Below are 19582 nucleotides of genomic sequence, written 5' to 3'. Positions count from 1 at the left end.
CCTCCCTTAATAGGATGACAATGCCGGCTGCCAAGCGAAGAATTCACTGACAGCAAGTAATTCCAGCCATACCTACAGAGCGCTAACAGACGTTTTCCACCCGAACCAACTCTAGAAGTTGTGTAAGCTCCTCAAATGCAACTAAGTAGAGCGCTAGAGCAGCACATCGCGGTCTTCGGCGAGAGCGGTAGCGGCAAAACCGTCATGATCTCTTCCTTTTACGGAGCCGCACAGGAGCCACAGTATCTGAAGAAGAGTCTGTTCAACGTCGTGGCGAACGAGACTGGCCAAGGCAATCGACTGCATCAAAACTACCTCGGCATGAGAGATTCAGCGCGCCTGCCCGCACCCACCCGATTCTCAGCCACTTCCTACTCTTTCTCAGTGAAGCCAAAGGAAGCGTTCGATGCTAAGGCGGTGAAGGCGAGACCCTCTGATGCCCTCCGCCTCGTTTGGCACGACTACCCGGGCGAGTGGTTCGAGGAGGATGTGAGCGGGGAAGAAGAAGCCAAGCGCAAGGTTGATACATTCAAGGCGTTGCTGGGTTCTGATGTAGCTCTACTGCTGGTGGACAGTCAGCGGTTGCTTGACCACTCAGGCGAGGAGGAACGGTACCTGAAATCGTTGCTGAGCAATTTCCGCAACGGATTGCTGTCGCTCAAAGACGATCTCTTGGACGATGGCAAGCCTCTTGTCGAGTTTCCACGTATCTGGGTCATGGCTCTCTCAAAGTCCGATCTGCTTCCCGAAATGGACGTGTTCAAGTTCAGGGATCTCCTCATAGAAAAGGCCGGTGATGACCTGGCCCAGCTACGGGAAGTGCTCGCCGGGCTGGTGGAAGCCAGTGACGCGTTGTCAGTCGGCGAGGACTTCGTACTGCTGTCGTCAGCCAAGTTCGGCTCAGACAAGATTGAGGTCACTGAGCGCGTTGGGCTGAAGCTAATCTTGCCCCTCGCGGCAATGCTCCCAATCGAGCGTCATGTCAGGTGGGCCGAGGCAAAGCAGATCCCAAGAAAAGTGGCCCAGAATCTGTTGGCTGGCGTTGGCCCTTTGGCCGCCGCGCTGATCGGGCGGAAAGGCCAGGCGCCCGGCCCAATAGGAAATCTGCTGCAGCATATTGGACCAAATCTTGTGAACGAAGCAGTCAAGTTGGCAGCGGATAAACTAAGGGGGATCAACTCCGAGGCTTTGGCAAGACAGGATTATTTGTCAGCAACGCTAACCGGGTTCCGGGCGGACTTGGACAAAGCAGAAGAAGATCAGGTCCTCCTCCGGAGCCGTAGGTGAGCCTGATCTGGGCCACTCGTGGGCGGAGTTGGGGTTTCCGATTTCTCCGCGATGGCGGAAACAAGGATCCTCTCGTGGTCTATGAAGAGGCCTTTGCGGGTGCAGGGGCTGAACCGGAGGTCTTTCACCGCGTCGCCGACATGGTGGCACTGCGTTTCCCAGATCCTTTGCAGCGCAAAGACAGGGCAGGCAGGATCATTCCCCATGATTTTGTCCTCTTCGGGGCCGAGGCCAACGACATCGGCTCAGTTGCGGATGGTCGTCGACTGGTCTGGCAACAAGTTGCCGACGAGTTTTCCCGGGTCTGGGAGTTATCCAAACCGCCCTCCGCCGGCTGATAGCTTGTGCGGGCGCGAGTCCTCACACCCTTGCCCGCCAAAGGGGATACAGAGTCTGTCGACCGTCGTCGTCGGGCAGGTAATCTCAAGCAGCAGCGCGCATCAGTCGGCGGCCAAGGCGTCCGTGCCTGGCTCCACTCAGGAGACAGTCTCAGCCGCGTTTACCTGCCCAAACGGTCCCTCCCCCGCAAACGCATACTCGGCAAAACGTTCCCCGATGATGCGATGTGCTGCAGTGTCCGGGTGCAGCGCGTCGGGCAGCGGGTGCACCTCAGCATCCTCGGCCCCGTAGAGACTCAGGCCGTCCAGGAAGAACAGATTCGGATCGTCAGCCCGGCGCTCCGCCAGCGACGCCAGCGCCTCGCGGATCACCCGAAGCGTCAGCTGGCCCGCAGCCACCCCGGCAGGATTGCCGGACGCCGTGAAGCGGATCTGATCCGTGCCGAACGATGCCGGATCGATGGCGCCCGGGCCGGGAGTGTCCTCGTGAATACCGCAGAAAATCGGCGAGATGAGCACCAAGGGTGTCTCCGGGTGTCCCTCACGGATGGTGTCGATGAACCCGTGCACGGCAGGCACGAACGAGCGCAGCCGCATGGAATCAAGGTTCACCACGTTGATGCCGAGCTTCACGCTGATGAAATCGGCCGGGGTATCGCGCATGACCTGGGCGGTGAACGGATCCACCAGCGCGCTTCCGCCCAGGCCGAGGTTGTGCAGCTCGACGCCGCCGATTCGGGCGGCAACCGCCGGCCAGATCTGCGTCGGGGTGGCCGCATTTGATCCGTGGCTGATGGAGCTGCCGTGGTGCAGCCAGACGGGCTTGCCCGAGGAATACGGCACCACCGGAGCGTCGGCGCGCAGTTCCAGCAGCTCGACGGACTCGTTGTGCGGCAGCCAGATCTCCACGACCTTCTCGCCCGGAGGCAGCCGGAGGTCGCTGGTGTGGGACGGGCCCTGGAAAGGGGTGCTCTCGCCGGTCGACATATCAACCTCGACGTAATCACCGCCCGTGAGTTCTTCGCTTTGGAGGAATTCGCCGTCGACCATCAGGTCCAGGCTGCCCCGGGGACGGTCCGCCCCGCGGTACACGACCCGGGTGGAATGCGTGACCATTTCGAGGGTTTGCGCCGTCGTGGACAGGACCAGCCGAACACCGGAGGGCTGGCCTTCGGCCATCAGCAGCTGCGGATCGGGAAAGCGGGTGCGGACCCAGGCCGGCAGCCGATGGGGTCGGAGTCCCCGGGCCGTTGTTTCAAAGTCTGCCGCTCCGACTACGAAGGAGGGCGTGATGGCAGTGGTGATCATGAAGGGTGCGTCTCTCAAAGTCCGGCGGTGGGCACTCACATTTTATGCCTGCGGTTCCGGTGATCCCGCCGGACACGTCTTCTCGGGGCCGAGAATCGGGCCTTCTGCTGCGCTAGGCTGGCGCTAGATTTCGAGCTGCCTACCGCAGGCGCCGAACCGCATCGCCGTTCAAAGCGAATTCACCACAGGGGGAACAAAAAATGAGTGAACCGACGCAGCCTTCCATCCAGCCCGGGCCCAATCCCGGGCCGTGGAATCAGGGCCAGCCGGGACAACAGGGCACCGGCGGCTATCCCGCTCCGGGTGCCCCCAGCGGCTACAGCTATCCCGCGCCGGCCGGTCAGCCGCAGGGCGGCTACGGATATCCGCAGAGCCCCGCCGGCCAGATGGTTCCCGCTCAGGAGCCGGCCCGCCCGCAGCAGGTGAACCTGGCCTTCTGGCTGCTGATCGGCAGCGCCGTCCTCGGACTGATCGCACTGCCCTTCGCCATTGCGTACGTGAATTCGCCCGAATACCTCGAGACCATGGAGGAAACCTTTCGCAACGCCGGGCTGCAGGTTGATTCCACGACCCTGGCCGCCAGCGTAGCGTCCGGCACGGCCTCCGCCGCTGTCTCCGGCATCATCGGCCTGGGCGTCAGGGTGGCTTTGGCCTTCCTCGTGCGGGCCGGTTTCAACTGGGCGCGCATCACCATCACGGTCTTTGCGGCCCTTTCCCTGATTGGACTGTTCGGGCTGTTCACTGCCGGGACGATGTCCGGCTTCCTCACACTGGCAGCGATGCTGGCCACCTTCGCGGCCGTGGTGCTGTTGTTTATGAAGCCTTCAAGCGAGTACTTCGCCCGGAAGAAGGCGTACCGGCAGGCCCAGAAGTTCGGCGGCTACTAGTCCACCGATCAAATAGCTTGGACGGTGGCGCGGACAGCTGCCACCGTCCAGGTCCTGCCCGGGTTTGTGCCCGGCTCAGCTCTCCGAGCCCGGCCCGTCGATGCTGATCATCCAGCTGGTGCCGAACTTGTCGGTCAGCATGCCGAACACATCCCCCCAGGGCGCGCGCTCCAGCGGCACGGTCATCTGTCCGCCGTCGAGCAGCTTGTCCCAGTAGCCGCGCAGCCGGTCGCCGTCGTCGCCGCTCAGCGCGATGGAGTAGCTGCTGCCCTCATCCAGCTCCATGCTGTTGGGCGTGTCCGAGGCCATCAGGACCAGGCCGCTGTCCGTGGTCAGCGAGGAGTGCATGATCTTGCTGCCCTCGGAAGGGTCATCGGCCATGTTCATCTCTGCGAATGTGCTGCTTTCCAAGGTTCCGCCGAAGACGCTCTGGTAGAACGCCATGGCCTCCTTGGCGTTGTCCCGGAAGCTGAGGTAGGGATTCAGGGTGGTGGACATAGCGATCTCCTAAGAACTCCGTGGGATGGGTCTTTCCGTACGCCGCCAGATTAAGCGCTGGCAGGGGCGCGGAGGAAGAGATCGCCACCGTCTCCGGAGAGGCACGACCCGATCGGTTTACCTGCCCACAGCCATGCTGCTGATTTCCCGGTACCGCTCGACCAGCTGCTCAGGCGTCAGCGCCCCGCCGGGCCGGAACCACTGGGCAACACCGGTGCACATGGTAATGACCGCCATGCTGGCCTCCCGCGGAAAACGGGTGGTGAACACCCCGGTTTTGGCCCCCTGTTCAACAACCGCATTCATCAGCCCCTGCTGGCGGTCACGGGCCGCAATGTGCTCCGAGTGGGCGGAGCCGTCCAGGCTCCGGATCTCGCTGAACGCAATGAAGGCCAGCTCCGTCCGCCGGGCATGAAAGAGCACCAGGCATTCGACCAGGGAATCGAACTGGTCCGAGACGGATTCTCCGGCTTCGGCCAGCGCCTGTTCGCTGCGCAGCCACAGGTCGGACATCGCATGCGAGGTAATGGCCACCAGCAGCGCGTGCTTGGACGGATAGTGGTGATACAGCCCGGGGACGGACAGTCCGCACCGGGCCGCAACCTGGCGGATGGTTGTGCCGTGATAGCCGTGCTCCATGAAGCACTCCAGGGCGCTGGCCAAGATCGGCGACAGGTCATCCGGTGCGTAGGTTCGCCAATCCGACCCTCCGTTTCGAGCCGGCAAAGCAGCGCCCGGGGACGGAACCGGTTCCCCTTTTCGCTCTGTGCGTGACATTTCTTCCCTTCGAACTACCTGTTTTTGGGCCTTGACAGTCCACGTGTCCTAGCTCACACTAATGCTACCGAGCGATCGCTCGGTAAGCGATCCCCTTCCGGGTCCCCCCAGATCGACATGGAAGCGAGCACGCAGTGGATGCCAGTGTGACTCCCAGATCAACCAGCCTTCATCCTTCCGGTTTGTCCTCCCCCTTTGAAATCCACGCCCAGTCAGTGGTGGAGGCCTGGCGGCGACGGGTTCAAGGGAATCCCCAAGGAACCGCCATTGCCTACTTCGACCAGACCCTAACCGCTGCGCAGCTGGACGAATTGTCCGATGCGTTCGCCGCAGCCCTGCAAAACCGCGGCGTGGGCCACGGTGACCGCATCGGGATCCAGCTGCAGAACATCCCCCAATATGCCATCTCCTTCCTTGCCCTGTGGAAGCTGGGAGCAACGGCAGTGCTGCTGAACCCCATGTACAAGGGCCGGGAGCTGCGCCATCTCATCGATGACTCCCGCTCCACGGGGATCATCGCCGAAGACACGCTCTACCCAGCCACTGCCGACACCGTCGCCGGCAGCTCCGTGCAATGGATCGTGACGACGTCGGGACTGGAGTACCAGAGCCGCAACGATCCGCGGGTCTTCCCCAAAACAGAGCCGCTGGAACCCTCGCCGGACGGCGACATGGCGGAGCTGATCAGTGCCTTTGCCGGCCGCTCCCCCGCCGGCCTGGCACCGGGGTCCGCCGGCCTGGCACCGGGGTCCGCCGGCCTGGCACCGGGGTCCGCCGGGACGACGCCGGGGCCCGACGACGTGGCGCTGCTGAGTTACACCTCCGGAACCACCGGGCCGCCCAAGGGCGCCATGAACACGCACCGAAACGTCCTCAACGTGGCGGCCACCTCGGCCGCTTGGATGGGGCTGCAGCCCGGCGACCGGGTGCTGGCCGTTGCTCCGCTGTTCCACATCACCGGTGCCGTGCTCGGCGCCGCCGCTCCCCTGCTCCAGGACACCACGCTGGTCTTCATCAACCGCACCCATCCCGCCGTCGTCGTCGACGCCATAGCCGAGCACAAGGTCACCTGCACCACGGGCTCCATCACCGTCTTCAATGCCATCTATCAGATCCCCGGCGCAACCGCCGAGCACTTTGCCTCGATCCGGACGCTGTATTCCGGCGGTGCCCCCATTCCGCCGGCCACGGTCGAGGGCTTCCGGGCGCGGTTCGGAAAGTACATCCACAACATTTACGGCATGACCGAGACGACGTCGGGCGTCATCGCCGTGCCGCCCGGCGTCGACGCCCCCGTGGATCCGGCCAGCGGCAGCCTGTCCATCGGCCTTCCGCTGCCCAACGTCACCGTCCGGATCATCGATGCGGACGGAAATCCGCTGCCCGCCGGTGAGCAGGGCGAACTGGAACTGGCCGGGCCGCAGATTGTTCCGGGCTACTGGAACAATCCCGAGGCCACCGCCCGGACCATGCCCGGCGGCCGGCTCCGGACCGGGGACGTGGCCGTGGTGGATGCGGACGGCTGGGTCTACATCGTGGACCGGCTCAAGGACCAAATCAACGTGTCCGGCTTCAAGGTGTGGCCCCGGGAGGTCGAGGACGTGCTCTACGAGCACCCCGCGGTCTTTGAGGCCGCCGTCGTCGGACAGCCCGACCCGTACCGCGGCGAGACGGTGGTCGCCTACGTCTCGCTGAAGCCCGGGCACACACTCACCGAGGAGGAAGTCATCGAGTTCACCAAGCAGCGCCTCGCCGCCTACAAATACCCCCGGATCGTCCATGTCATCGAGGACCTGCCCAAGACGCAGACCGGCAAGATCCGCCGGAAAGTGCTCCGCGACTCACCCTTGGAGGGACAGGCATGAGCGGCGGGGGCGAACTCGACGGAAAAACCGCGCTCGTCACCGGCGCCAGCCGGGGCATCGGCCTGGCCATCGCCCGCGACCTCGTGGCCCACGGAGCCCGGGTCTGCATCACCGCCCGGAGCGCAGGACCGCTGGAAGAGGCGGCGGCCGGCTTCCCGGCCGGCTCCGTCATCGCCGTCGCGGGAAAGTCCGACGACGCCGTCCACCGGGCGACAGCGCTGGACACGGTGGCGGAGGCCTTCGGCGGGCTGGACATCCTGGTGAACAACGCCGGCATCAACCCGGTCTTCGGGCCGCTCGTCGACCTGGACCTGGCCGCAGCCCGCAAGGTCTTCGAGGTCAATGTCCTGGGAACCCTGGCCTGGGTGCAGGACACCGTTCACCATCCCGGCCTGAGGTTCCGCGAGCGCCGCGGAGTGGTGGTCAACCTGTCCTCCGTCACCGCCGACACGCCCTCCCCGGGGATCGGGCTCTACGGCATCAGCAAGGCCGCCGTCTCCCACCTCACCCGCTCCCTCGCCGTCGAACTCGGCCCGGAAATCCGCGTCAACGCCGTCTCCCCCGCAGTCGTCAAAACCCAGTTCTCCAAAGCCCTGTACGAGGGCCGGGAGGACGAAGTGGCCAGCGGCTACCCCCTCGGCCGCCTCGGCACTCCCGAGGACATCGCCTCGGCCGTCACCTACCTCGCCTCCGCAGAATCGGCATGGACCACCGGGCAGATCCTCACGCTGGACGGCGGCCTGATGGTTGCCGGCGGCACGGCCTGACCCGCCCCGAAAGGACACAGTTATGACCGCAGCAGCCCACACCCCGGACACGGTGGAAGCACTCCGCCGGCGCACCCGGGACTTCATCCGGCAAACCGTCCTTCCCGCCGAACCCGCACCGGGCCAGCGGATGGACCAGGCCACCCGCGACCGGCTGCAGCAGGCCGCCAAGGACGCCGGAGTGTTTGCACCCCACGTACCGCAGGAATACGGCGGCCAGGGCGTTCCCATCCAGTGGTGGTCGGTCATTTTCCAGGAGGCCGGCTATTCACCCATCGGACCCGCCGCGCTCAACTGCATGGCGCCGGACGAGGGCAACATGCACCTGCTCGAGCTCATCGGCACCGCAGAGCAAAAGCGCCGCTTCCTGGCGCCGCTGGCCTCCGGAGAGATCCGCTCCTGTTTCGGCATGACCGAACCGCACCCCGGAGCCGGGTCGGATCCGGCGGCCCTGCTGACGTCCGCGGAGTTCGACGGCGAGCGGTGGGTGATCAACGGCCACAAGCGCTTCATCAGCGGAGCGGTTGGCGCCGGCTTCTGCATCGTCATGGCCCGCACCGAGGCAACCAACGACGCCGCTGCCGGGGCAACCATGTTCCTCGTGGACATGGACCATCCGGGGGTGCGGGTCGGAGAGCCCATCCACACCATTGACCGCACCATCGACGGCGGCCATCCGCACCTGCATTTCGAGGACTGCGCCGTGTCCCCGGATGCGGTGCTGGGCGGGGTGGGCCTCGGGTTCACGTACGCCCAGGTGCGGCTGGGACCCGCCCGGCTCACGCACTGCATGCGCTGGCTCGGCCTGGCCCGGCGCTCCCTGGACATCGCACTGGACCGGGCGGAGCGGCGCGAACTCTTCGGCTCTCCCCTGAAGAACCTCGGCCTGGCCCAGGAGCTCATCGCCCAGTGCGAGATTGACATCGAAACCTCTGACGCGATCATCACCCGGACCGCCCAGCTGCTGGCAACCGATCCGAAGGCCGGTTCCGCCCTGTCCTCCATCGCCAAGGTGCATTGTTCCGAAGCGGTGTTCCGGGTGATCGACCGCTGCATCCAGATCTGCGGCGGCGACGGCGTTTCCGACGGCCTGCCGCTCGCCCAGTACCTCAGCGAGGTACGGCCCTTCCGGATTTACGACGGCGCCAACGAGACCCACAAGTGGGCCATCGCCCGCCGTGCCTCCTCGCGCAGGCGCAAGGCCGTGGAAGCGGGCGAACCCTATTTGGGCGATGCCGCGGTTCGGGCCGGGGCGGAGGCCCGATGAGCATGCAGACCGGCATGAAGCCCGACGGCGTGGAGGTGGTCATGACGACGGCGGAGGCCCGTGCCCTTCCCAGCCCTCCGCTGCTCATCCTGGATGCGGTGACCGCGTTCTTCGACGAACAGGGACTGGGCGCCGGACCGCTGGCCTGGGAACGGATCGGCGACGGCCAATCGAACATCACGTACCGGATCCAACGCGGAGACCAGACGTATGTGCTCCGCCGCGGCCCCCGGCCGCCGCTGCCGCCCTCCACCCACGACATGGTGCGGGAAGCGCGGATCCAGCAGCTCCTGCACGCCGAGGGTGTGCTCGTTCCCCGGATCCTGGCCGTCTGCTCGGACGAGTCGGTGCTGGGGGTGCCCTTCTACGTCATGTCTTTTGTGGAGGGGGTGGTGATCACCGATGCGGCCCCGCCGGCCCTGACCCCGGCGGTGCAGCGGGAGGCAACCAGCCGCGCCGTCGTCGATACCCTGGCCCAGCTGCACCGGGTGGACGTGAGCCGGCCGGGACTGGCCGAACTGGGCCGGCCGGAGGGTTATCTGGAGCGGCAGGTTCGGCGCTTTTCCGGCCTGTGGGACACCAACACCACCCGGCATCTGCCGCAGGTACAGGATCTGGCCCGGTGGCTGGAGACCAACCGGCCGGATTCCCAGGGCGTGTCTGTGGTCCACGGCGACTACCGCATGGGAAACCTCCTGTTCGGCGGTTCCGCGCCCGCCGCCGTGCTGGGGATCCTGGACTGGGAGATGGCCACTCTGGGTGATCCGCTGGCGGACCTGGGTTATCTGACCGCCACCTACTCGGATGCGGCGAGCGCCCCCACGGTCATGGAGCTGACGCCGGTCACCCGTGAGCCCGGCTACTGGAGCAGGGCCCAGCTGGTGGACCGGTACGCGGAACAGACCGGACTCGAGATGGCCGCGCTGCCCTGGTACCAGGTGCTGGCCCTGTGGAAGTCGGCAATTTTCTGCGAAGCAATCTACACCCGCTGGCTCCAGGGCGAGCGGCCGGGCGACGAGGTCTTCGGCCCGTCGCTGGAAACCGGAGTCCCCCACCTGCTGCAGCAGGCGGCCCGGCACATGCACGACCTGTAGCCCCACCACGCCATCCCATCGATAGAGCCCGTCCCGTCCCATCCGTCCGCAGAACCCCTCACTGTCTGAGCGGCAAAGGAGCCCCAGCATGTCAGCACAATCGTCCTCCATCCCAGCGTCCGGCGCGGCCGTAGCCCCGGCCGGCAGATCCAAAAAGCACTCCCTGGCGGCCAGCACCGTCGGCAACATCCTCGAGTGGTACGAGTGGAGCGCCTACGCCGTCTTCGCGCCCTTCATAGCCGCGGCCATGTTCAATCCGGACGATCCGGTGTCGGCGCTGCTGTCCACCCTGGCCGTGTTCGCCGTCGGCTTCCTGATGCGTCCGCTGGGCGGCATCGTGTTTGGCCGGATCGCGGATAAGAAGGGACGGAAGTTTGTCCTTATCACCACCATGCTGATGATGGCCGGCGGCTCCTTGGTCATCGGCCTGATGCCCACCTACGCCACGGTCGGCGTCTGGGCCTCCGTCATTCTGCTCCTGGCCCGCGTCGGCCAGGGCTTTGCCCACGGCGGCGAGTCCGCCACCGCCAACACCTACGTGGCCGAGATTGCCCCCGCGAACCGCCGGGGCATGTGGGGCAGCATTGTCTTCGTCGCGATTTTCGCCGGATCGGTGCTGGCCTACACCGTGGGCGGAACGGTCACGGCAGTGCTCGAAGAGAGTGAAGTGGCTGCTTGGGGCTGGCGGATCCCGTTCATCCTGGGCGCTTTCCTGGCCCTGGCTGCCCTCTACCTGCGCAAGGGGATGGACGAGAGCGACGTCTTCCACGAGGAAAACAACGCCCAGGCCGCCGACCAGCCGACGCCCCTGGCCCGCAAGCAGGTGGTCCGGTCGGTCCTGCTGATGATCGCAATGACCTCAGGCATCACCGCCGCCCACTACACCTGGACCTCCTACGCCTCCACCTACGCCATCACGCAGCAGGGAATGTCCGCCTCGAGCGCCTACTGGTCCTCCGTCATTGCCCAGCTGATTGCGCTCTGTTCCCTTCCGTTCTGGGGCCGCCTGTCCGACAAGGTGGGCCGCCGGCCGATGATGATCGGCTTCGCCGCCGTCATGATCCTGGTCCAGCTGCCGCTGATGGGGATGATCTCCTCCGAGCCCTGGACCCTGCTGGTCGCCGCGTCCCTTGCCCTGCTGGTGGTCGCCGTTCCGGGCGCCCTGCTGGCTGCCACGCTGTCCGAAAACTTCCCCACCAAGGTGCGCACCCAGAGCATTGGCTTTGCGTATTCCATCTCCGTGGCCGTCTTCGGCGGCACGGCGCCCTATCTGAATGCGCTGCTGATCGAGTTGGGGGTGGGCTGGCTGTCGAGCGTCTACATCATGTTCCTGTGCGCATGCACCGCGGTGGCCGTGTGGCTGATGCCCGAAACCAAGGGGATTGACCTCAAGGACGCCTGACCCGCGGGCAAGCAAACACCGTGACCGGACACCAGGGCCGGCAGTCCTGAGGCCGGGCAGCTCCTGCCCGGCCTCAGCTGCGCATCTAGGCGCCGACGGCGCGCGCGGCGCCGTTCGCAGCTGCCGCGGAACGGAGGACGATTGCCACCTGAACTACGAGCGTCAGGGAAGCCACGCCGATACCCCATGCCCCGCCCGCCGTGAACTGCACAACCAGGGCAGCCAGCACGCCGACGCCGGTCACGGGCCACATCTTCTTCACCACCGGAAGGGCAGCCCGGTGCCCGGCAGTCCATGCTTCGTCCGAGGCCTTGGTGTACCGGGTACGGATCCCGGCGACGCCGTTCGGGCCCATCAGGCCGTCGGCGGCCTGCCGTGTCATGGCAACGCAGAGGCCCGGCAGGAAAATCAGGGCGAACAGCAGCGGGATCAAGCCGCCGAGCTCCTCAGACATGGCCCGCCGCCCCTCCGGTGCCCCACACCGACAGCACCGATATCTCGTCTTTCCGCAAAGTCATGCTCCCGAATCTATCGGAGAAACAGACCCTAACGCACACTCCGCCGCCGGCTGAACCCGAACGCCACCGCGAGCAGCAGCACCAGACCCTTGATGATCTGCTGCCACGCCGCGTCCACGGACAGGATGGACAGCCCCTGGTTCAGCACGCCCATCACCAGGCCGCCGATCACCGCGCCAATCACGGTGCCCACCCCGCCCTGCACCGACGCCCCGCCGATGAACACCGCGGCAATGGCATCCAGCTCGAACCCCGCGCCGGCCGCGGCCACCGCTCCCCCGGCCCGCGAGGTGGCGACCACGCCGGCCAGCCCGGCGAGGAATCCCATGTTCACGAAGATGAAGAAGTTCACCCACTGCGTCTTCACGCCGGACATCATCGCGGCGTTCAGGTTCCCGCCCATCGCGTAGATGTGCCGGCCGAACACGGTGCGGGTGAGCAGGAACGAATACGCCAGCACCAGCACGGCCAGCGTGATCAGGATGAACGGCGTGCCCCGGTTGTACGCCAGCAGATAGCAGAGGTACATGATGGCCACCACGGCCACGCCGATCTTGAACCAGAAGGACAGCGCCCGCTCGCGCGGCAGGCCCAGCCGGACCAGATTGCCGCGGCTGCGCAGCTGCTGCACAATCACCGCCACCGAGGCAACGGCGCCGATGCCCAGGGTGATCAGGTCCGGAGTGCCAGTGGTGGGCAGAGTGCCGGAACTGATCGCCACGTACGGCCGCGGCAGCCCGCTGACCGTGCCACCGGACAGCAGCACCAGGGCCAGGCCGCGGAAGATCAGCATCCCGGCCAGCGTGACAATGAACGCCGGGATCCCCACAAACGCCACCCAAAAGCCCTGCCACGCACCGATCAGGGCGCCAACGACGAGCGCCAGCGCGACGGCGCCCCACCAGGGCAGGCCCCAGTCGTTCATCGACAGCGCGGCCACGGCACCGACCACCGCCACCACCGACCCCACGGACAGGTCGATGTGCCCGGCGATGATCACCATGACCATGCCGATGGCCAGGATCAGCACGTATGCGTTCTGCTGGATCAGGTTGGACACGTTGCCCGGGTAGAGCAGCCGGCCACCGGTGAGGATCTGGAAGAGCACGATGATGACGACGAGCGCGGCCAGGATGCCGTACTGCCGCAGGTCCACCCCGCGGCGCTTTTTCGACGTCGTGCCCGCGCGCGGCGGAAGCGGGGCCTTCGCCTGTTCTGAGGTGGTGGTGGTCACGAGGCTTGTGCTCCTTGGGTCCGGGCGGCGGTCATGTGGCGCATCAGTTCCTCCTGGGTCGCGTCGGCGTGCTGCACCTCGGCGGTGAGCCGGCCCTCGGCGATGGTGTAGATGCGGTCGGCTAGCCCGATCAGCTCGGGCAGCTCGCTGGAAATCACGATGACGGCTTTGCCCTGCGCCGCCAGCTCGTTGATGATCCCGTAGATCTCAAATTTGGCGCCGACGTCGATTCCGCGCGTCGGCTCGTCGAGGATCAGCACATCCGGACCGGAATAGATCCACTTGCTGAGCACGACTTTCTGCTGATTGCCGCCGGAGAGGTTCCCGACCAGCGAGGACACCGACTGCGTTTTGATGTTCATCCGCTGCCGGTAATCGTCGGCGACGGCGTATTCCCGGTTGCGGTCGATGATGCCCAGCTTCGCGAGCCGGCGCAGCGCAGCGGCGGAGATGTTGACGGTGACGCTGCCGATCAGGTTCAGCCCGTAGCGCTTGCGGTCCTCGCTGACGTAGGCGATGCCGTTGCGGATGGCCTCCCCCACGGTCCGGGTGCGGATTTCCGCCCCGTCCTTGAACACCCGGCCGGAGATCCCGGCGCCGTAGGAGCGGCCGAAAATGCTCATCGCCAGCTCGGTGCGCCCGGCCCCCATCAGCCCGGCGAAGCCCACAATCTCTCCGGCACGGACAAAGAAAGACGCGTGGTCGACGACGACGCGGTCCACGTCGATCGGATGGTGCACGGTCCAGTCCTCGACCCGGAACTTCTCCGCGCCGATGTCCGGTTCCCGCTCCGGAAACTGGGAATCCAGCGGCCGGCCCACCATGTTCCGGATTATGCGGGTCTCGATGTCGTCGGTGTCCTCCACCTCGAACGTCTCGATGGTGAGGCCGTCGCGGATGACGGTGACGACGTCGGCGATCGCCCGGATCTCCTTGATCTTGTGGGAAATGATGATCGAGGTGATGCCCTGCCCGCGGAGCTGGTCGATCAGCCCGAGCAGGTGCGCCGAATCGCCGTCGTTCAGTGCTGCGGTGGGCTCGTCCAGGATCAGGATCTTCACTTCCTTGGAGAGCGCCTTGGCGATCTCCACCAGCTGCTGCTTGCCGACGCCGAGCTCGAGGATCTTCGTGGCCGGGTTTTCATCCAGACCCACACGCTCGAGCAGTGCCGCGGCCTGCAGGTTCGTCTGGTTCCAGTCGATCACTCCCCCGCGCTGCACCTCGTTGCCCAGGAAAATGTTCTCCGCGATGGACAGGTACGGGCTCAGCGCCAGCTCCTGATGGATGATCACAATCCCGTCCCGCTCACTGTCGTTGATCGACCCGTAGCTGACCGGCCTGCCCTCCAGCGTGATCGTGCCCTCGAAGCTGCCGTGCGGATACACGCCGCTGAGCACCTTCATCAGCGTGGATTTGCCGGCGCCGTTCTCGCCGCAGATGGCGTGCACGCCGCCGCGCTCCACTTCCAGCGAAACGCCGTCGAGCGCTTTGATGCCGTGGAATTCCTTCACAATGCCGTCCATGGAAAGGATGACGTCATTCATGCCGTTCTCGTTTCGCTGCAGGGAAGTGGTGTCCACGGACGGTGCCTTCCGGGGCGGGCGCGGAGCGGCCGCGTCCCGCCCCGGAGGCGGCGAAGCGGCAGTTACAGCCCGACGTCGTCAGCGGTGACGAAGCCGGAGTCCACCAGCACGGACTGGACGTCGTCCTTGACCACAACCTGCGGCTCCAGGATGTAGGTGGGCACCACGAAGACGCCGTTGTTGTAGGTCTCGGTGTCGTTGACCTCCACGTCTTCACCGGCCACGATCGCCTCGATCATGGTGTCGACCTGGGCGCCGAGCTCGCGGGTGTCCTTCCAGACGGTCATCGACTGGCGGTCGGCGAGCATCGCCTTCACGTTGGCGGCGTCGGCGTCCTGGCCGGTGATGAGCGGCCAGTCGGTGCCCGGGGTGTAACCGGCCGCTTCCAGCGAGGATTCGATGCCCAGCGCCAGGCTGTCATTGGGCGAAAGCACGACGTCGACCTTCTCACCGCCGGTGTAGAACGACTGCAGGCGGTTGTCCATCTCGGACTGCGCGTCGGCCGATTTCCAGCCGAGGATGCCGATGGAGGTCCACCCCTCGTTGCTCTCCGGGGATTTGTCGGAGGGCACCACAAGCTGGCCGCTCTCGACGTACGGAAGCAGCACGTCCCAGGCGCCGGCGAAGAAGAAGGCGGCGTTGTTGTCATCCGGGCTGCCGGCGAAGGGTTCCAGGTTGTAGGGGCCCTCACCCTCGGCCAGGGCCAGCTCCTCCTCGATGAATTCTCCCTGCAGCTGCCCCACCTTGTAGTTGTCGAAGGTCGCGTAGTAGTCCACGGCCTCGGTGCCGTTGATCAGCCGGTCGTAGGCGATGACGGTGATGTCCTGCTCCTTTGCGCTTTCCAGCGTGGGGCCGAGGGTTTCACCGTCGATGGCCGCGACGACGAGGATCTTCGCGCCGCCGGCGATCTGGTTCTGGATCTGGCTGATCTGCTGGTCCGTCTCGTCTTCGGCGTACTGCAGGTCAACGTCGCAGTTCCTGGCTTCGAGCTTTTCCTTCAGGCCCTCGCCGTCGTTGATCCAGCGTTCCAGGCTGCGCGTGGGCATCGAGATGCCGACGCTGCAGGCGGCGGCTTCGCCTTCGCCGTCCTCGGTGTTGGATCCCGCCGGAGCGCAGGCCGCCAGGCCGGCTGCCAGTCCGAGGGTGAGAAAGAGGGTTGATGCGTGCTTGATTCGGGTCATGGTTGCTGCCTTTGAAAAAGGATCCGGCCGCGGCGGGCAGCTCCCGGGCATCACGCCGGCGGAAACGGCGAAATGTCACTGGATGGCCGTGGGGCTGAATCGAGCGGATACAACGCTGTAGCGCCCGGTCGACGGCGACCGTCAACAATCTGCAGGCGAGGACAAGAGTCCCACTGCCCGGCCGGTTGAACAAGAGAAATGAACACAGTTATGCAATCGCAATTCCGCATCCGGGTAGGCCGTGCGGGGCTGGCCGGCCTGCGCCGTTTGGGGCTCCACGGAGCTGGCGGTGACAGGCGCTCACCGCCCGTAAAGACCGGGCACGGAACGGAGCACCATCGAAATCTCGTGGGCGGTCCCCCGCAGCAGCAGGCCGAGGCCTCCCGTCCGCACGAGATCCGCGGACGCCGGCACCGACACGGCCACCGAGCCCACCGTCTGGCCGTTGCCGTTGCAGACCGCCACGGCCATGCAGCTCGTGCCGGAAAGGTACTCCTCGATTTCCGTTGCCAGCCCCTCGCGGGCCACGCGGCGCACCTGGGCAATCAGTTCCTCTTCATCCGTGATGGTGCGCGGCGTCCGTGCGGCCATGCCAAACCGGCGCAGGAACCGGCGCTGCTCCGGCTCAGGCAACCCCGCCAGCAGGATTTTCCCGAAGGCCGTGGCATGGAGGGCTCCGGCAAAGCCCGATTGCGGAACCGGAATCCGCGGATGCTCCGGAGAATCCGCCACGTGGGCCACCACCACCTCGTTTCCCCAGTGCACCGCGTAGTAGGCGGCCGCCCCGGCAGTCTCGTGCAGGTTGGCGACCAGCCGCGCCACCGTGCGCGACGTACCCATCTGCCGATGCAGCGCACCGCCCAGCCGGTGCAGCTGATAGCCCAGGACATACCGGCCCTCGGACTTTCGGTGCACCACATAACCGGCGTCGCCCAGAGCCGCCAGGAGCCGGTAGGTGGTGGCCACCGGGAGGCCGAGCGCCGTCGAAATCTCCTTGGCGGTCGCGCCTCGGGCATCGGCTGCCACCGCCTCCAGGACATGCAGCGCCTTGTTCAGGGAACCCATGGTCAGCATCGATTCCATACCGTCCCCCGCCCTTGGTTTCCCACTCTCTGGTAACGCATCTTTACCGAACGTTCGGCGGATGAGAAGAGTGAGTACCGGCAACGAGGCCGTCCGGGAAGAACCGGGTCCGAAAGGGAAAACGATGGCTGCTCAAAGCGAAAACAAGACCGCACTGATCACCGGCGCAGGGCGGGGCATTGGCCAGGCAATCGCCGAGCGCCTGGCCGACGACGGCTTCAACATCATCGTCGCTGATGTTCCCGAGGCCAAGGAGAACGTCGACAAGGTCATCGCCTCCCTGCAGGCCCGCGGCCGGGACGCCGTCGGCGTGTATGGCGACGTCGCCAATCCGGACGACGTCACCCGCTTCGTCACCGAGGGCACGACGGCGCTGGGCAACCTTGACGTGTTCATCGCCAACGCGGGAATCGCCCAGGTGGACGCCATCCTCGACGTCGAACCGGCAGCCCTGGACCGGATGCTCGACGTCAACATCAAGGGCGTTTACTACTGCTATCAGGCCGCGGCACGGCAGTTCATCGCTCAGGGCACCGGCGGGAAAATCATCGGCGCCGCCTCGATTGTCGCCTACCGTCCGTTCCCGCTGCTGGCCTCCTACTCGGCGACCAAGTGGGCGGTCCGCGGGCTGACGCAGGCGGCGGCCATGGAGTTCGCCAAGCACCACATCACGGTCAATGCCTACGCCCCCGGCGTCGTCGGAACGGCGATGTGGGACCTCATCGACGAGCGGCTGACCACCATCGAAGGCACTCCGCGCGGCAGCGCGCTGGAACGGCAGGTTGACGGCATCCTCGCGGGCCGGGTGTCGGTGCCGGAGGACGTGGCCAAGCTGGTCTCCTTCCTGTCCGGACCCGATTCCGACCATATGACCGGCCAGACCGTGCTGGTCGACGGCGGCATCAACTTCGCCTAGGACTGCACCGCCCAGTAGCCGGTCCCGTCCTGCTACTCCCCGGCCCGGCCGCGCACGGCCGCCCACTTCTCGCCCAGCGCGACATCGGCCAGCGGCTGCCACTTGCTGGTTTCCAGCAGCGAGGCGACGGTGTCGCGGTTGATGTCCAGCTCCTTGCCGCCTTCCTCCACCGCGGTGGGATAGCAGACCCAGAGCACGCCGTCGGCCTCCACGGCGGCGGCGGCGCCCGCCAGGTCATGGGCCAGATCCGCTGCCGAACCGACAACCAGGATGACGACGTCGGCCGGCATCAGTGCGCCCGGCTCGGCCAGGAATGCCTGCTCCGGCAGGAAGGAGGCTACCTCCGGGCGGCCCTGCGCGCCGTAGACGGTGACGCGGTTCCCGGCGGTGGTGCCGAACGGCTGGGCGGAGGAATCAGAAGACATGGGTGGAGCTCCATTTCACGGGCGTGAGTCGGACTGGAAACATGATTCCGGCGGGCACGCCAACCAACCGGATGTTTCCATTCTTTCAGGTTCCGGCATCGGCGCAGGTCACCGCGCTTTCGGGCACGGACCACGCTCCGGATCGAGCCGGACCGGAGTCTGGGGCGCCGTGTGCGGGACGGGCGCGACCTCTTGGCCCTGTGGTGCGGCCGCTTTTGCCGGGCACCCTACACGCGCCGGGATCCGGTAGGCAGAATATGCCCAGGCGGGACGGCCTCCCGCCGGCCCATCCCCTAAGGAGAGTCCCATGAACACGTCGCCTCCGCGCAGTGTCATCGTCACCGGCGGCTCCGGCGGCATTGGCCGGGCGGCCGCGCTGCGGCTCGCCCGCGACGGCGCCCAGGTTCTTGTCCACTACAGCGGAAACCGCGACGCGGCCCGCCAAACGGCCGACGGCGTCGTCAATGCCGGCGGTACAGCCGTGGTTTTCGGCGGAGATGTGGCGGAGGAAGGACAGATGCAGGAGATGTTTGTCGAAGCCGACGCGGCCTTCGGCGGCGTTGACGTGCTGGTCCACACCGCTGGCATCATGCCCCTGGGGCCAGTCGCGGAAATGTCGCTGAAGACCTTTGACCGGATTCAGCGGACCAACCTCCGCGGCACCTTCATCGTTGATCAGCTGGCCGCACGGCACCTGCGCGACGGCGGTGCGATCATCAATTTCTCCACCTCCGTCACCCGCCTCCAGCTCCCCGGCTACGGCGCCTATGCAGCATCCAAGGGCGCCGTGGAAGCGCTGACCCTGATTCTGGCCCGCGAGCTGCGTGGACGGAACATCACGGTGAACGCCGTGGCTCCGGGGCCGACGGCCACTCCCCTATTCTTCACCGGCAAATCCCAGGAGCAGATCGACGCCATCGCCAAGCTCAACCCCATGGAGCGGCTCGGGACACCGGAGGATATAGCCGAGGCGGTGGCCTTCCTCGCCGGTCCTGGCCGCTGGATCAACGGCCAGGTCCTCTACGCCAACGGCGGCGCCGCGTAGCCGCAGTGCGCCCACCGTTTACTTCTGGAACTGCCGGACCTGCTTTAGGTTGAGGTGATTGCGTGCCCGCCACAGTGCCGTTTCCCCATTGTCACCGGCACCGAGTA

Annotated in this window: 19 protein-coding genes; 10 read left to right on the top strand and 9 right to left on the bottom strand. The window is 66.0% G+C overall.

Annotation, left to right across the window (positions count from 1 at the left end):
• The first annotated feature begins 135 nt into the window (after positions 1 to 135).
• Together QNO08_RS02985 and QNO08_RS02980 are read left to right on the top strand one after the other, a co-directional pair.
• The gene (locus QNO08_RS02985) at positions 136 to 1287 is read left to right on the top strand and encodes a TRAFAC clade GTPase domain-containing protein (RefSeq protein WP_229964433.1); all 1152 of its coding nucleotides are present in this window, start codon (positions 136 to 138) and stop codon (positions 1285 to 1287) included.
• Positions 1288 to 1361: 74 nt separating this feature from the next.
• Complete coding sequence (locus tag QNO08_RS02980) at positions 1362 to 1625, top strand: hypothetical protein (RefSeq protein ID WP_229964432.1); 264 nt, start codon at positions 1362 to 1364, stop codon at positions 1623 to 1625.
• A gap of 138 nt (positions 1626 to 1763) precedes the next feature.
• Here QNO08_RS02980 and QNO08_RS02975 read toward each other — a convergent pair whose 3' ends face one another.
• A complete protein-coding gene (locus QNO08_RS02975) occupies positions 1764 to 2933 on the bottom strand; it encodes an SGNH/GDSL hydrolase family protein (protein WP_229964431.1) in 1170 nt (389 codons plus the stop codon).
• Between the two features lie 200 nt (positions 2934 to 3133).
• On the opposite strand from QNO08_RS02975, the gene QNO08_RS02970 reads away from it, so the two are divergent.
• The gene (locus tag QNO08_RS02970) at positions 3134 to 3820 is read left to right on the top strand and encodes a hypothetical protein (protein WP_229964430.1); all 687 of its coding nucleotides are present in this window, start codon (positions 3134 to 3136) and stop codon (positions 3818 to 3820) included.
• A gap of 75 nt (positions 3821 to 3895) precedes the next feature.
• Here QNO08_RS02970 and QNO08_RS02965 read toward each other — a convergent pair whose 3' ends face one another.
• Both QNO08_RS02965 and QNO08_RS02960 read right to left on the bottom strand, forming a co-directional pair.
• The gene (locus QNO08_RS02965; RefSeq protein ID WP_229964429.1) at positions 3896 to 4318 is read right to left on the bottom strand and encodes a VOC family protein; all 423 of its coding nucleotides are present in this window, start codon (positions 4316 to 4318) and stop codon (positions 3896 to 3898) included.
• Between the two features lie 117 nt (positions 4319 to 4435).
• A complete protein-coding gene (locus QNO08_RS02960; RefSeq protein ID WP_442860448.1) occupies positions 4436 to 4981 on the bottom strand; it encodes a TetR/AcrR family transcriptional regulator in 546 nt (181 codons plus the stop codon).
• Between the two features lie 260 nt (positions 4982 to 5241).
• On the opposite strand from QNO08_RS02960, the gene QNO08_RS02955 reads away from it, so the two are divergent.
• From QNO08_RS02955 to QNO08_RS02935, 5 genes are all read left to right on the top strand, one after another.
• Complete coding sequence (locus tag QNO08_RS02955) at positions 5242 to 6960, top strand: class I adenylate-forming enzyme family protein (RefSeq protein WP_284155636.1); 1719 nt, start codon at positions 5242 to 5244, stop codon at positions 6958 to 6960.
• Complete coding sequence (locus tag QNO08_RS02950) at positions 6957 to 7727, top strand: SDR family oxidoreductase (protein ID WP_229964426.1); 771 nt, start codon at positions 6957 to 6959, stop codon at positions 7725 to 7727. Before QNO08_RS02955 ends, QNO08_RS02950 begins: the two co-directional genes overlap by 4 nt.
• 22 nt (positions 7728 to 7749) lie before the next feature.
• The gene (locus QNO08_RS02945; protein ID WP_229964425.1) at positions 7750 to 8994 is read left to right on the top strand and encodes an acyl-CoA dehydrogenase family protein; all 1245 of its coding nucleotides are present in this window, start codon (positions 7750 to 7752) and stop codon (positions 8992 to 8994) included.
• Positions 8991 to 10088: a phosphotransferase family protein gene (locus QNO08_RS02940; protein WP_229964424.1), complete on the top strand. Its 1098-nt coding sequence runs from the start codon at positions 8991 to 8993 to the stop codon at positions 10086 to 10088. Before QNO08_RS02945 ends, QNO08_RS02940 begins: the two co-directional genes overlap by 4 nt.
• A gap of 88 nt (positions 10089 to 10176) precedes the next feature.
• Positions 10177 to 11490: an MFS transporter gene (locus QNO08_RS02935; protein ID WP_229964423.1), complete on the top strand. Its 1314-nt coding sequence runs from the start codon at positions 10177 to 10179 to the stop codon at positions 11488 to 11490.
• An 85-nt stretch (positions 11491 to 11575) separates the two neighbouring features.
• Here the strand turns inward: QNO08_RS02935 and QNO08_RS02930 are convergent, their stop codons facing one another.
• The 5 genes from QNO08_RS02930 to QNO08_RS02910 form a co-directional block, all read right to left on the bottom strand.
• Entirely contained in the window at positions 11576 to 11944 is a 369-nt protein-coding gene (locus QNO08_RS02930) for an SdpI family protein (protein WP_229964422.1), read from the bottom strand.
• A 92-nt stretch (positions 11945 to 12036) separates the two neighbouring features.
• Positions 12037 to 13242, bottom strand: a complete 1206-nt coding sequence (gene mmsB, locus QNO08_RS02925; protein ID WP_442860447.1) for a multiple monosaccharide ABC transporter permease — start codon at positions 13240 to 13242, stop codon at positions 12037 to 12039.
• On the bottom strand, positions 13239 to 14786 hold the full coding sequence (gene mmsA / locus QNO08_RS02920) for a multiple monosaccharide ABC transporter ATP-binding protein (protein ID WP_229965018.1): 1548 nt from the start codon (positions 14784 to 14786) through the stop codon (positions 13239 to 13241). The genes mmsB and mmsA overlap by 4 nt, the downstream gene beginning before the upstream one ends.
• 101 nt (positions 14787 to 14887) lie before the next feature.
• A complete protein-coding gene (gene chvE, locus QNO08_RS02915) occupies positions 14888 to 16006 on the bottom strand; it encodes a multiple monosaccharide ABC transporter substrate-binding protein (RefSeq protein ID WP_229964421.1) in 1119 nt (372 codons plus the stop codon).
• Positions 16007 to 16306: 300 nt separating this feature from the next.
• Entirely contained in the window at positions 16307 to 17089 is a 783-nt protein-coding gene (locus QNO08_RS02910; RefSeq protein WP_229964420.1) for an IclR family transcriptional regulator, read from the bottom strand.
• 124 nt (positions 17090 to 17213) lie between these two features.
• Between QNO08_RS02910 and QNO08_RS02905 the strand changes: the two genes are divergently transcribed.
• On the top strand, positions 17214 to 18005 hold the full coding sequence (locus tag QNO08_RS02905) for an acetoin reductase (protein WP_229964419.1): 792 nt from the start codon (positions 17214 to 17216) through the stop codon (positions 18003 to 18005).
• 32 nt (positions 18006 to 18037) lie between these two features.
• On the opposite strand, the gene QNO08_RS02900 is transcribed toward QNO08_RS02905, so the two are convergent.
• On the bottom strand, positions 18038 to 18430 hold the full coding sequence (locus QNO08_RS02900; RefSeq protein ID WP_229964418.1) for a hypothetical protein: 393 nt from the start codon (positions 18428 to 18430) through the stop codon (positions 18038 to 18040).
• A gap of 307 nt (positions 18431 to 18737) precedes the next feature.
• On the opposite strand from QNO08_RS02900, the gene QNO08_RS02895 reads away from it, so the two are divergent.
• Positions 18738 to 19475 carry an SDR family oxidoreductase gene (locus tag QNO08_RS02895; RefSeq protein ID WP_229964417.1) on the top strand — a complete coding sequence of 246 codons (738 nt, stop codon included), beginning with the start codon at positions 18738 to 18740 and terminating at the stop codon, positions 19473 to 19475.
• The last annotated feature ends 107 nt before the right edge of the window (positions 19476 to 19582 follow it).

The sequence above is a fragment of the Arthrobacter sp. zg-Y820 genome, from assembly GCF_030142155.1.
In the GTDB taxonomy this organism is placed as follows: domain Bacteria; phylum Actinomycetota; class Actinomycetes; order Actinomycetales; family Micrococcaceae; genus Arthrobacter_B.
Note: the sequence above shows the minus strand (reverse complement) of the source record. Positions and strands in the feature narration are given on the sequence as shown.